Here is a 13,701-nt window from a genome sequence, read left to right as displayed (position 1 = left end):
GAGGTATTGACGATACCCTGATGCATCAATGCATCTGGCGTCTGGATCTGTAACTATCATCCATCAAAGCAGCCAAGATGCTCCTGTTCACATAAGCACCGTAGCGGCTTAACTGATCAAAAAACTCGATCGCACATGACAAGGCCACACGGGCATCGTCAGGCTTAAGCCACTGTTTATACAGATCAAAAGCATCCTGCGCCCGCCCTTCCCGTAAATGTAATAAGGACAGAAGGATCGTTAGTTCATCTTCACTGATCTTGCCGCAACACGCACACCCCAACATAATCTGCCTTTCTGACTTGCGGCATAAACAAGCAAGGAACATATCCCAGGCTCTGGATGCTGGAATTCCGCCCACCGTGCAAAAACTCCGGTTCCAGATATCGACATTTTTATGCAAGTCTTTTGCAGCGCCATGCTCTCGACGGGCGTTTAAAGCACCAACCCAGGCACGGGTCACCCGAACAATAAATTCACTGGCTGCATCAGTCTGGACAGTGCTGTCTTGTGGTATTCTGCTCTCAGGTTTGTTCAGCCGATAGGTGTCGAATTCAGAAAGTGCCGTGTCAGACATGAGGACCTCTTTGGATGTTGATTGCCTTAGTTAATAATAATTCTTAATTGCAATAATGTGCATGTCAACACTTTTCAGGCCCCTTGTTATTACTAAGGCCAAAGGAAACCCACTTCAGAATGGCTGTATCTAGAAAAATAAACAGCCGCTGCTATGACACAGCGGCTGTCAAATCACTAGACACCCAGGTCAGAAGACTGCGCTATACAGCAGTCAAATTCATGACCCAGGCAATTAAAAGTACCTGTGGTAACGTCACCAACGGCAGGAAGAATGCAAACTTCCAGGATTTTGTCGTCTCCTTCAAAATCATTATTTCCGTATAGTCTGTCGCCACGCCGGTCATCAGAAATGCAAAGCTGTTCCCCGGTGCGCCCGCGCGGGTCAACAGGTCCGCAGCAATAGGAGTGCTGCCTTCACTGCACACTTCCATGATTGTGGCGGCAAGGATCGTCATTCCCAGTCCCATCAGGCTTGGACCAAACCATGTCTGGAAGCTGTCCGTATCCATAAAGGCCCTGACAAGGCTGGCCAAAACAACACCGAACAATATCCAGCGCAATACCGGACGCGATCCCTGAATACCTTCCACGATAAGCGACTTGAAAAACGCCCGGTCATACCGCGTGTTTGACAGCCCTTCACGCGCACTTTGCCAGAAATTAAAATCCTCTGGTAGTTCAATGCGGTTCGGATTGGCAGGCAGTGTTCCCCTGTCTACGAACCAGTCAAAAAGGATGCCTGCGATAATCGCAACAACAAGCGAAAGCCCAATGAAAGCAAGTGTCCACTTAAGCCCAATCAAGGCAACGAGGACAAGGGTCAGTGAAAAACTGTTCCAGGGGCTTGCAACCAAAAAGGCTATCATTTGCCCGGCCGTTGCCCCGCGTTCATACAGTTTAGCACCAACCATTAAAATGCCGTGACTACATAAATCCAGCAGCACACCGCCAAGGGTCGCCCGCACGATACCTTTCACACCCTTCTCACGTCCGAGGATGCTGATCACAAATTCTCGCGGTACCTTTGCCAGCACTGCCACCATGACAATGCCGATCAAGACGCCCCACCAGATTGTGTTTGACAGTTCGTAAACGGAACCAGCTAAAACATACAACCAGCCGATATCCTGAATGGCCGCAGTAAATTGCCAGTTAACCAGATACAAAACGACAACGGATATCAGTGAGCCCCACAACAGAAAATCTGGCCGACCTTTCTTGCCGTGACAGGATGATCCACTCTGATGACCGCAGGAGGATGTCTGGGACGTGTTATGTTCTGAATGAGACATGATTATTCCTCCGCACCGTAAAGATGTGAGATAATACTGCATTCGCTGAGTGGTTGTTCATCAGCCGGGCACCTCTGAGCCAACACTTCAAGGCCCTTCTGCATCTTACGCAAAGTTCCAATTTTCTTTTGAATTTCCTCAAGCTTTTCCTGGGCTTTCGCATTGACGGTTGCACAGTCCGCACCCTCATCTTCGGTCATACCAAGAAGATCGGCAATCTCGGCCAACGTGAAGCCCAGCGCCTGCGCTTCCTTGATAAAGCGAACGCGCTTCACCGTGGAGCTATCATACACCCGATAGCCGGATTCAAGCCTGTCCGGTGGCGGCAATAATCTTGATTTTTCATAGTAACGAATTGTCTCTGGTGCTACGGCAGCCTGCCGCGCCAGTTTACCTATGGTGAAATAGTGCATGAACCACTCCTTCAATCAGGGCAAGTAGGCCCGTTCAACTTCGATTCGAACAAAGCCTACACCCTGTAGTAAGGTACAGGGTCAAGAGGGAGAATGACAACTCACATTCTGTTAAATTTTCATCACCACATCCCGATTGCTTTACTCTGCTTGTGTAGCTAGTGTTTTCGCAGACCTTACAGGCGCAAACATGAATAACAATCAGGTACACAAATGACTTCTTCTACAACAAAAAATCGCCCGAGTTCCCGCGTTCGCATCAAGCGAGAGCATCACCGCGGTAGCTACAGCGCTGATGACCGCAACCGGATATTAGACAGTACATTTCTGTGCCATGTTGGATACTGCGTCCATAAACAGCCCTTTGTCATTCCAACAAGCCACTGGCGCGAAGGGGACACTCTCTATTGGCACGGGTCATCGAAAAGCTCGATGATCAAAGCCTTGTCCACGGGAGAGCGTGAAGCCTGCGTCACTGTTTCCCACCTGGATGGCCTTGTACTAGCTAGGTCCGGTTTCAATACCAGCGTGAACTATAGATCAGCAATCTGCATGGGACGCCCTGAACTAATAACCGACAAAGACGAAGTAATAAGGCAGTTTGAACTGTTTTTTAACCGCCTTGCACCGGGTCGGTGGGATACGCTTCGCCCAATGGCTGATCAAGAGTTGAAGGCTACCGGCATGCTGAAAATGGATATCGTAGATTTTGCAGTGAAGGAACGCGCGGGTGGCCCAAGCGACTCTGTAGAGGCTGACCATGACATCTGGGCTGGACACATTCCCATTACTACAGAGATCGGTACCGAGGTTACCGCAACGGACAGCAAACGCGCCGATTTAAACCATGAAGTGATGCACTATAGTTTCTAGAAACTTGGCATCTGCTAAAGAAGGGCTTTGTTCCTTCTTTAGGCGCTTTTGATCATTGACTGGATTTCCCGTGCTGCTTTTGCAGACGTATCCATGTTAATCGTAGCCTTCAGGGCACGTGACATTTCCGGCAACAGCAAAAGATCCTTTTGCTCGGCATTTTCTTTTTTCTGGAACATCCGACTTGCAACGGTCAGAGTTGTATCACACAGATATTTAAACTGTGGGTGCGCCCCTTCGTCCAGGGTCTCGCAGGTGCGTTTGGTAATTTTCAACAACTGCAAAAGGAAATCACCTACATGCGGCTCCAAAAGGCCACCACCGGCCCAGTTATATCCAGCAACAATACGGTCAATTAACCAGCAAATCTGTCTAACATCACGATCAAACTGATAGCCAGCAACCTTTTCAATGCTGCTTTTTATCTGTCTTTCAAGCTCTGCAAGGCTGATATCTTCCTTGATTTGCGCACGCAGCACATTCGGCGCGTCGAATAAAGGAACGGTCTCGGACCCTTCCCGGAAAGAGCCTGGCGCCCGGCGGTCTGGCCCCATGTAGTTACTGGTCACCAAAAACTGTTTTCGCTTCTCCACCAGCACATCAATCCGGTGTTTAAGGTGTGCCAGCGACAAGGGATATACCAGCAGATCGTCTGCACCGCTATCCGCTACCTTCTTCACCAGCTGCTTAGTAGGTTCAGACGAGATTGCCATCATGGCAAGAAATGGGTTACGTCCCAGCCTTTGCTGGCGAATATCTTCGATAACACCAAGGGGATCACCATCAGGAAAACTGGCGCCGACAATTAACAGATCAGTATGATTTTCCGTGACTGATATTTTGATTTCGTCAAAATTACTGCCCAGATAAATATCTGTGAACCCTACTTCCCGCAGCAGGTCACGTAAAAGGAAACGAATACCAGATTCGCTGACAATCACATGTATCCGTGCATTTCTGTAGTTCATTGCCTTAACTCCTACGGTGTTTCACGCAAAATATGGGGCAATTCTTAACAAAAAATGACAGTCCGAATTCGCCTAAAATTGACACTAAATCAGCACACAGCCAAAGCGCACTCATATGTAGAAAAGATAGTCGTTAAATGGCACATCGTAAGACTTTCTGAAACGTGCAGACACTATTCTTTGTTTGACTGCCTGCGTTTCTAGGACTAAGGAACGGTTTTGGTGGTGCCCGTGTGCGTTTGCACTGGTGCTAAGAGGAAACGTGGTGAATCCCGCACGGGATAAATCCGCGACTGTACCCGCAACTGTAAGCGGAGAGTGTTTGGCAACTCATGCCACTGGATTTATTCCGGGAAGGCCTGCCAGGCACCATGACCCGTAAGTCAGGAAGCCTGCCACCGCATCGTCACCTTCGGGCCGGGTTAGCCAGGAAGAGCGGTTCTCCGTACGGCGATACTGGGTCATTTGACCCATGTGTGTTGCCGTTTGGATAGTGGTCAATAGTTTCATGTCTCCAAACGGTTTGATGTTTACCGGGTGCTCTTTTGCGCCCATGAAACCTATTGGATAACAATGATGAAAAAAATCCTTCTCCCATTTTTGGGCGCCACATGTCTGACCGGTCCGTCTATTGCAGCAGACGACATTGAACAAATTCAGATCACCGCAAGCCGGGTACCGGTTGCAGCAACTGACATCGCAAGTCCTGTTAGCATCCTGACAGCCGACGACCTGGCTGCCCGCCAAATTTTTCAGGTGGCAGATGCCCTGAAAACACTGCCTGGCATATCAGTCGCCCGGTCTGGCGGCATTGGTGGTCAAACACAGTTGCGCCTTCGCGGTGCCGAAGCCAACCAGACGCTGATCCTTCTTGACGGTATTGAGATGAATGATCCCGCAGCAGGGGATGAAGTGCAGTTTGAACATCTGACAAGCCTGGAGATCGAGCGTATAGAAATCATCCGCGGGCCGATGTCTTCCCAGTGGGGTAGCGATGCAGTTTCAGGCGTGATCAATATCGTCACGAAAAAAGCCTCTGGTCCTTCCTTAACTGCCTCTGCCGAGATTGGAAGTTTTGGTACGTACCGCGGTACTGTCGGTGCGGGCACCGCAGGGGACGGCTGGCACATCCGTGGTGGATTATCCTACAGCGAAAGCGACGGCACCAACGCCTCCCGCCTGGGGAATGAAAAAGACGGGTATGAAAACCTGTCAGCTAACATTAAGGCTGGCGTCTCCCTTGCTGATAACCTTGAACTGACAGTTACCGCCCGCCACACCCAGTCTATGAGCGAGTTTGACGGTACAGATTTTACAACGGGCCTGCCTGCAGACGGCGATAAATACACAGACACCAATAAATCCTACCTGTCTGCTACCTTCGCCGGAACGCCTGTGGCGGATTCGATTACACAGCAGCTTCGTTTTACCTGGATTGATACTGAAATTGAAAACTTTGCGGATCAATTGCCGGACGGACTAACAGCCTCTGACAAATTTGGTGTGTATTTTGACAATAGCTTCCTGCTGACAGACGGCCATACATTGACACTGGCGCTGGACCACGAAGATACAGAGTTTAAACAACGCGGCGTAGCAAGCCCATGGGGCGATCCAAATCAGGATCAGGAAATGCAGGTCACTGGTTATCTGGCAGAATATAACGGCACACTCGCACCGGAAATCACTGTCACGGCAACTGTGCGCCACGATGACAACAGCGACTTCGCCAACTCAACCAGCTGGCGTTTTGGCGGTGTCTATAAACTGGATGACAGCGGCAGTCGTATTTTTGCTAATGTTTCAAAAGGCCAGAAAGCACCAACCTTCATCGAACGATTCGGATACTTTTCTGATGTGTTTTTCGGCAATCCGAATATCAAGCCCGAGAAAATGAAAAACATTGAACTGGGGTTTGAAGCAGTAACATTGGACGGTGCCGTAAAATTTGGCGCAACAGCCTTCCGTGCTCGCCTGACAGATGAAATTGACGGCTTTGTTTATGACCCGGCTACCTTTGCCTACACCGCTGGCAACAAAGCAGGCAAAAGCAAACGGGACGGCTTTGAAGTTACACTGGATGCCGCGCTGTCGGAGACAGTCAGCCTGAGCGCACGGTACAGTTATGTAAACGCCAAGGAACAAAATACAGACAATCTTTATGTTCGCGAACTGCGTCGTCCAAAACATCAGGGTGGTGTAATCCTTGGCTACCAGCCAACTGACGATCTTGGCTTTACGCTGGATGCAGCCTACACCGGGTCAGCAAACGATATTTTCTACCCGCCATGGCCAAATCCGTCCGAGACAGTAACCCAGGATAACTATTTACTGGTACGCTTGTCCGGGTCCTATAAAATCAATCAATCTGTCAGTCTTTATGGCCGCGCAGAAAATTTACTGGATGAAACCTACGAAGACGTTTATGGTTTTGCCAATCCGGGTGCCGCCTTTTATGCGGGACTGAAATTTATCTTGTAAGAGGCTATTATGCAGATTTTTCTTATTGTTTTTGCAGTCATAACCCGTCTGGTTCCCCATGCTTGGAACTTTACAGCCGTTGGGTCCGTAGGATTATTCGCAGGGGCGAACCTTTCACTGCGCAAAGCACTGATTGTTCCACTTGTGCCGCTCTTGATCAGCGACATGATGATCGGCTTTTACTCCTGGCAGTCTATGCTGGGTGTCTATCTTGGGTTCCTGATGGCACCCGTGATTGGTCACTACCTGATCAAAGGTAGGGAAAAAGTTATAACGGTTGCAGGCGGCGTTGGCCTGAACACTCTTGCGTTCTTCATCCTGTCCAATTTGGGTGTATTCGCCACAGGCTCATACGGTTTCACACTTGAAGGATTTGTGTCCTGTTATGTGATGGCTCTGCCCTTTGTCTCTGCTGCCTTTGTTGGCGATGTTGTGTTCGCAACTGCCCTGTTTGGCGGCAAGGCCCTGTTCCTGCACATGCAGAAACGCCAGGCAGAGAATGCACAGGCTGCCTAATACATTAGAAAAATCAATCAAATGGAAAAGCCCGCTTCTGCAAGCGGGCTTTTTTTCATGAAGGATAAGCCAGATAACTAAATGGTGGATCAGTTACCCAGTATATTCGAAGACCGCACATAAAAATCCGGATCGACCGCAAGGGTGCTCGCAGGCTGCTCAAATGACACGGCGGCCCAGTTCTCGGTAGGTTTCAACCAAACCTCGGCACCGTTCACCACCGCCTTCACAGGCATGTCAAATCCGGGCACCACATCCGTCCAGCGCACCAACAACGTGCCTTCTTTGAAATAGTATTCAAGGGTCGGCACCCGATCATAACGTAGATACTGATCAAACACCTTGCCAAGTTCTACTGGCGACCGGTCATTCATATAGGACTCAATCTCCGCTGAGGTAACAGTTTGGTTATGGAAGGTCTTATTGAGGCCGCGCAAAATACTGCGCCACAAATCATCACAATCCACAAGCTGCCTGATGGTATGCAGCATGTTGCCCCCTTTCGGGTACATATCCTTTGAACCTTTTTCGTGACGACCATACTGTCCGATTATGGGTTTATCATTTGATATACCCAGTCGGGTGCCGCGCACATATTCTGCGCCAGCTTCCTTGCCAAAATGATATTCGGTATAGAGACCCTCGCTATAATTAGTGAAGCTTTCATGTATCCATAAATCCGCAATATCTTTGGCTGTAATGTTATTGGCGAACCATTCGTGTCCGGTTTCGTGAATAATGATGAAATCCCACTTCAGTCCCCAACCAGTGTCCGATAAATCCCGGCCCTTGTACCCCATCAGATATTTATTACCGTAGGTGACAGCGCTTTGATGCTCCATCCCCAGATAGGGCACTTCTACCAGCTTGAAACCATCTTCATAAAACGGGTACGGCCCGAACCAATGTTCAAAGGCTTCTATCGTACGGCGGGCATCAGCAAAATGGGTTTTCGCCTTATCCAGATTTTCGCGCAACACATAATAGTCCATGTCAAGCGTACCATCTTCACCTTCATATTTTTCGCTGAAATGGACATAATCGCCGATACTTAGATTGACGCCGTAATTATTCGGCGGATTTTTCATGCGCCAGTGCCATGTTTTCGTGCCCCGGTCTTTATGCTCTTCTACCTTGACCAGCTGCCCGTTTGAAACGTCCATCAAATCATCCGGGACTTCGACACTGATATCCATACCGCTGTCTGGCTCGTCATACCCGTGATCCTTATTGGGCCACCAAACGCTTGCGCCCTGATCCTGATTGGAATTGGCGATGAAGGGTTTGCCGCTACTATCTGTCGTCCAGGTAATGCCTGCATCCCACGGAGGATTATTGGGGATAATCGGCGTACCTTCAAAGATCATTTTGATCTCGTAGGTTTCACCAACCTTCTGCTCCCCGTCCGGATAGATGAAATAGCTATAATCCTTTTTAATGACTTTCAGACGTTTGCCATTTTGCTCAGCCCGCATGAACATCATTGGGGCCTGCAATTCAACCTGCAACCGCTGCCCATCTGACAGCACCTTATACCGCATGGTGTTGGTGCCAGAGATGGTCTTAGTATCGACATCAACATCAATATCCAGATGATAATGATCAAGATCCCACCAGGCCCGGTCTGGCGTAATGGCACCGCGCAATTCTGTGCGCCATGGTTCCTCTGCCGCCTGCACCGACGGCGCCAGAACCAGATGCCCTGCGCCGGCCATCAGAAAAACCAGACTGGTGACCGTTTTTCTTAATCCCGTCCACCTTATGACTGGCTCGTGATGTACTGATGCTGTTTTGCTGCTGTTCATTCTATCCTCCACAATCCCTATCACCCATGCTACCTAACCGCTGGTACCAGTAGGTGAATTGACCCCTTGTCTGCATCTATTCTTGCCGTGCCGCCGATTGGAATGGTGCGGGCATTCTCAACATGTCCGAACATAGCACCGTAAAAGCATGGCTTGCCGTGCTGCTTGCCGTATTGTTCAAATATATCCATCAGGGCAAAACTACCAAAACCGGCCCCGTCGTTACCAACCTTCGTAAAGCCGCCAAAGACAATGCCCGTGACTTTCTTGAACACCCCCGCGAGCTCAAGCGTGGACAACATTCTGTCAACACGGTAAATCGCTTCGCCCACATCTTCGAGAAAAAGAATTTTCCCTTTAAAGTCAGGCAAATACGGGGTGCCTGCAAGCGCGGTCAACACGGTCAGATTTCCCCCCACAAGGGCGCCTTCTGCTGTACCGGCATTAATTGTCTGAATGCGATTGGTGCGGACAGCAAGACTATTGTCCCTGACCTGCGGGTTAACCAGTTCCGGGGTTGTGCCCTTCATCACCATGTCTTGAAAACTTTGCACATTAAAATCGGTCCAGCGGGTTGTCGCATTGGGTCCGTGAAATGTCGTCAGCCCGGTTTTGGCATAAATGGCATTCAAAAGCGCCGTAATATCGCTATATCCAATAATAACTTTGGGGTTTTCTTTAATAAGGTCAAAGTCCAGATATGGTAGCGTTCGTGCCGCACCCCATCCACCAGAAAGGGCGAAGACAGCTTTCACCGACGGGTCTGCAAAGGCCGCATTTATGTCTGCTGCACGGTCTGCGTCCCTGCCAGCAAAATAACCATGCCGGTCATACACATGATTGCCCAAAGTTGGCTTAAGGCCCAGCGCAGTCAGGCTTTCAAGCGCAATATCAATTCGAACTTTTTCATAAATAACGCCCGCCGGGGCAACCAAACGGACAGTATCCCCAACACGCAACCGCGCTGGTTTCACCCCCCCGGCGCCACTGGCCACCGCGTCGCCTGGCTGGATGTATCCAAGGCTTGCCAGCGAAACACCCGATGCCAACATGGCTCTTATAAACAAGCGTCTATCCACGCACTCCTCCCTCTGATCAGGAGAAACCATAATCGTGCTGGATCATCAGGTCTAGTCTCTGATATGGTTTTCTGCAAAGGGAGTGTCTCATGCTGAAAAAAATATTGCTGGCCGTTGTAGCCACCGTCGTGATTGGTGTTCTGGGCCTATGGATGTGGTGGCCGGAAAACTACGCTGTGAAAGGCCCCATTTTAGACTTTATGTCTGGCAGGCAAAAGGAAACCCCTACTAGCAATGTGATCAATGATCGCTTCTCCCTGCCGGAGGGGCTGCAACTTGGTGTTTATGCGGCCAAAGTTGATAATGCCCGCACAATGCTGTTTACCCCCACAGGCGATATGCTGGTGGCAAGTTATCGCAAAGGAGAGGTCATTCTTCTGCATGCAGACAAGGACGGTGACGGCACCTCTGATGGCAGAGAAGTGTTATTATCCGAGATGGATGTCCCCTACGGACTAGCGTACCAGGACGGCATGCTGTATGTCGCAGAAACAGATAAAATATCGCGCATGCCTTTTGATCCTGCTACGCGCCAGGTTGGCACAGCCGAAGTGATTTTTGATGAACTTCCCGGTGGCGGCAATCACTCGACCAGGACACTCGGTTTTGGCCCTGACGGCATGCTATATGTCACAGTAGGGTCCAGCTGTAATGTTTGTATTGAAGATAACCCATACCGTGCCGCAATGCTGCAAATGAACCCCGACGGCAGTGGTGCCCGTATTTATGCTACGGGTCTTAGAAACACAGTCGGTTTTGATTGGCATCCGGACACAGGTATGTTGTACGGCACAGACAATGGCCGTGACCTTCTCGGCGACGACACCCCCCACTGCGAATTAAATGCCATTACCGAAGGCGGCGACTACGGCTGGCCTTATGCTTATGATGACCGAAAACCCGATCCCGATTTCGGCGCAGGCAATATGGACAAAGTACAGAACAGCATACCAATGCTGCACGGTTTTGGCGCGCACCGTGCCCCTTTGGGCATCCGGTTTATCAGTGGCCGCGGTCTGACCCCTGCATTTGAAAAGACTGCTCTTGTGGCGTTGCACGGTTCCTGGAACCGTAGCGAACTGGCAGGCTACAAAGTTGTGTCCCTTCACTTCAATCCGGACGGAACAATTACACAGCAGGATTTTCTAACCGGCTTTGAAAAAGACGAAGACGTTATTGGACGCCCGGCTGAGATACTTGAAGGCCCAGACGGTACCGTTTATATTTCTGATGATTATTCGGGGACAATTTTCCGGGTATCGCGTACCGGACTTGCAGCGGGAGCGCCTGTGCAAAACAGCCAACAATCAGTTGCGGATCCCTTGGCGGATCTGGAACCTGCCGACATTGCCCGCAACATCAGTCTGGGCGGCCTTCTTTACATGACAAATGGCTGTGCCCAGTGTCACGACCCCGAGGCCGCACAAGAAGGTGTGCAGGTCAAACTACTGACAAATCTGCCTCAGCGGTATGATGTGGAGAGCCTGATCACACTGCTTGAGACACCCCCAGGCCCAATGCCCGCCCCAGATGTGACGGATGAAGGCCGCAGAGCAATCGCCATTTACCTGCTGGCCGCGGACCGGATCGAGGCAGCAGCACCGCCAAGTCTACCGGCAGTGCCCCAGTAATGCACGACAATCGCTATCAGCGAGCACAGGGACAGGGATCTGTTCCTATGCTCCTGACTGTCTGAGATTTTCTCTGTAATCAGATGATTGCCTTGCTGACATTTTTCTCCTATCTCTACTGCATTAATTTTGAACTTTATGAGTAGTGACATCATATGGCCGCCCCGAAAACATTCACTGAAAATGAAAAGCTAACAGCCGCTTGGGTTCAATCCTGCTACGAACTGTTGGAAAAGGGCGCGTATAATGAAGGCCTGAGATTTATTGTACCCAAGATGGGGGCGCTTCGTAAAACGCCGGTCATGAAACCCACGAAGCCGATAAAAGACATCACTGCGATCAACAAAAAAATCCTGAAGGCATTCATTACATTCATTGTCCGCGCGGATCTGGACGTTGTTGAAGACGAATATATTGCAATTAGTCAGGCAAAAGGCCCGTTGGGGGCAATATTGGATATCATTGGGGACGCCCAACTATCCCCAAGGCAACTTGCAGCAAAATATGCGGGACTTCGCAAAGACGAAAAATTTGCCATCATTCGTTTTCTAAGCCTTATTACTTTAACGACAGTTTATCAGAATGTGGGGAAGATCATTGACAGGTTGGACCCGGGTCTTTTGGGTCCCCTGATATATGGATGCTGTGATCAGAAATATTTCTGCGGCCCGGAAAAAGAACACAACAGAATGTGGCTGACAAGCCGGACGGATCTGATCGACAAAGTCGACTTTGAAACATTTGATGAATATCGGGTTTTGGGTAGCTGGATGACATGCAGCTATCTGGACATGCCCCAAAAACATCAGTTTAAAGCCGCCAGCAACCGGATGATCAAACGCTGGATGGAGCGTTCTGGCATTATCAAGAACAAACTGCCCGCGCGCCCCAAATACAGGAAAAAACCGGTTATTCTGACGATTGCCGAAAGCTTTTCTGCAGAACACGCCATGTTTCGGTGTCACGGCAAAGCTACTGCGGCCCTGAAAAATAAGTTTCACTCCATACTGATGGTGGATTCTAAAACTATCGATAAACGTGTCAGCGACTTATTTAACGAAGTTGTCCATATGAATGTGTCTGCCAAGGCACTTCCAAAAACGGTTAAATCAATTCGGAAAATCGCGCCTGACGTTATCTACTATCCGTCTGTTGGCATGAGTGCTGCCACTATGGGACTTTGTAATCTAAGACTTGCTCCTGTGCAGTTTATGGCGCTTGGCCATCCTGCAACTACCTGCTCAACAGAGATGGACTATATCGTGATGAACAACGACCTGCGCCCTGATGCAGATTGTTTCACAGAAAAATTGGTCCACCGCAGCATCAGTGGCGGTTTTAGTCCACATCCGTCCTGGGAACGCGATAAAACGACTGCGGGCCTTCCTCTAGAGAAGCGTGATTTTGTCAGGGTTGGTGTTCTTGGCTTTATGCCTAAACTTACCCACAGCTTCGTACGCATGTGCAAAACCCTGCAAGATAATGTGCCCACAAAGGTAGAGTTTCATTTCTTCCCAAATGATTATTCAAACCTGCTGCATGGCTTGCGCAAAGAGATGCAGCGCACATTACCAGACGCAAAGGTTCACCCAAGAACAAATTATGATGTCTATATGAATAACGTGAACCGTATGGATGTAATTTTCAGCACGGCTCCATTTGGAAACACGAACGGTACAATTGATGCACTCCTCATGAACAAGCCTGTTCTTACCCTAGAAGGCCCAGAACCCCACGCGAAAACAGATGCACGCATTCTGCGCAAAATCAAAGCCCCGGCAGAGATGATCGCATCTTCAAAACGTGAATATTATGAAACAGCCTTCAAATGGGTTGCGGTTAAAGAAAACATCATCCAGTTGTCAAAAGAGTTAGAAAAACTGGACGTCGACAAGACATTCTTCGTTGATGAAGACAGTGATCTGGATCAAATCGCCTATATGCTGCATATACTTAATGATGATTTGAAGGCATCAGACAGGCGTGAATTTGAATATGATGATTTAACAAGATTGATGGCTGAGCGTTCTACTTAAAATCAGCAATGACAAAAGTTTCCCTAAT

11 protein-coding genes and 1 riboswitch are annotated in these 13,701 nt (G+C 49.3%); of the genes, 5 read left to right on the top strand and 6 right to left on the bottom strand.

Annotated features, from left to right (window positions below):
• Nucleotides 1-25: 25 nt before the first annotated feature.
• The 3 genes from IE181_RS06330 to IE181_RS06320 all read right to left on the bottom strand — a co-directional run bounded on the left by IE181_RS06330 (nt 26) and on the right by IE181_RS06320 (nt 2,284).
• On the bottom strand, nt 26-577 hold the full coding sequence (locus tag IE181_RS06330; protein WP_191250962.1) for a hypothetical protein: 552 nt from the start codon (nt 575-577) through the stop codon (nt 26-28).
• 202 nt (nt 578-779) lie between these two features.
• Nucleotides 780-1,871 (bottom strand): permease, encoded by a 1,092-nt coding sequence (locus IE181_RS06325; protein ID WP_229819181.1) that lies wholly within the window; start codon nt 1,869-1,871, stop codon nt 780-782.
• A 2-nt stretch (nt 1,872-1,873) separates the two neighbouring features.
• Nucleotides 1,874-2,284: a heavy metal-responsive transcriptional regulator gene (locus IE181_RS06320; RefSeq protein ID WP_191250958.1), complete on the bottom strand. Its 411-nt coding sequence runs from the start codon at nt 2,282-2,284 to the stop codon at nt 1,874-1,876.
• 213 nt (nt 2,285-2,497) lie between these two features.
• On the opposite strand from IE181_RS06320, the gene IE181_RS06315 reads away from it, so the two are divergent.
• Nucleotides 2,498-3,157, top strand: coding sequence for a pyridoxamine 5'-phosphate oxidase family protein (locus tag IE181_RS06315; RefSeq protein ID WP_191250956.1), 660 nt, complete (start codon nt 2,498-2,500; stop codon nt 3,155-3,157).
• Nucleotides 3,158-3,195: 38 nt separating this feature from the next.
• Here IE181_RS06315 and IE181_RS06310 read toward each other — a convergent pair whose 3' ends face one another.
• Nucleotides 3,196-4,125: a response regulator gene (locus IE181_RS06310; RefSeq protein ID WP_191250954.1), complete on the bottom strand. Its 930-nt coding sequence runs from the start codon at nt 4,123-4,125 to the stop codon at nt 3,196-3,198.
• A 206-nt stretch (nt 4,126-4,331) separates the two neighbouring features.
• Nucleotides 4,332-4,539: riboswitch (cobalamin riboswitch) on the top strand.
• A gap of 162 nt (nt 4,540-4,701) precedes the next feature.
• Here IE181_RS06310 and IE181_RS06305 point away from each other — a divergent pair.
• Nucleotides 4,702-6,606: a TonB-dependent receptor plug domain-containing protein gene (locus IE181_RS06305; RefSeq protein ID WP_191250952.1), complete on the top strand. Its 1,905-nt coding sequence runs from the start codon at nt 4,702-4,704 to the stop codon at nt 6,604-6,606.
• 9 nt (nt 6,607-6,615) lie between these two features.
• Complete coding sequence (locus IE181_RS06300; protein ID WP_191250950.1) at nt 6,616-7,122, top strand: DUF6580 family putative transport protein; 507 nt, start codon at nt 6,616-6,618, stop codon at nt 7,120-7,122.
• 89 nt (nt 7,123-7,211) lie between these two features.
• Here IE181_RS06300 and IE181_RS06295 read toward each other — a convergent pair whose 3' ends face one another.
• Nucleotides 7,212-8,927 carry a M1 family metallopeptidase gene (locus tag IE181_RS06295; RefSeq protein ID WP_229819180.1) on the bottom strand — a complete coding sequence of 572 codons (1,716 nt, stop codon included), beginning with the start codon at nt 8,925-8,927 and terminating at the stop codon, nt 7,212-7,214.
• A 29-nt stretch (nt 8,928-8,956) separates the two neighbouring features.
• Complete coding sequence (locus tag IE181_RS06290) at nt 8,957-10,006, bottom strand: S66 peptidase family protein (protein WP_229819177.1); 1,050 nt, start codon at nt 10,004-10,006, stop codon at nt 8,957-8,959.
• 89 nt (nt 10,007-10,095) lie between these two features.
• Between IE181_RS06290 and IE181_RS06285 the strand changes: the two genes are divergently transcribed.
• Together IE181_RS06285 and IE181_RS06280 are read left to right on the top strand one after the other, a co-directional pair.
• Nucleotides 10,096-11,637 carry a PQQ-dependent sugar dehydrogenase gene (locus tag IE181_RS06285; RefSeq protein ID WP_191250945.1) on the top strand — a complete coding sequence of 514 codons (1,542 nt, stop codon included), beginning with the start codon at nt 10,096-10,098 and terminating at the stop codon, nt 11,635-11,637.
• Between the two features lie 155 nt (nt 11,638-11,792).
• The gene (locus IE181_RS06280; protein ID WP_191250943.1) at nt 11,793-13,673 is read left to right on the top strand and encodes a tetratricopeptide repeat protein; all 1,881 of its coding nucleotides are present in this window, start codon (nt 11,793-11,795) and stop codon (nt 13,671-13,673) included.
• Nucleotides 13,674-13,701: the final 28 nt, after the last annotated feature.

The sequence above is a fragment of the Kordiimonas sediminis genome, from assembly GCF_014656395.1.
In the GTDB taxonomy this organism is placed as follows: Bacteria; Pseudomonadota; Alphaproteobacteria; order Sphingomonadales; family Kordiimonadaceae; genus Kordiimonas_A; species Kordiimonas_A sediminis.
This window is presented reverse-complemented; position numbering and strand designations above follow the sequence as displayed.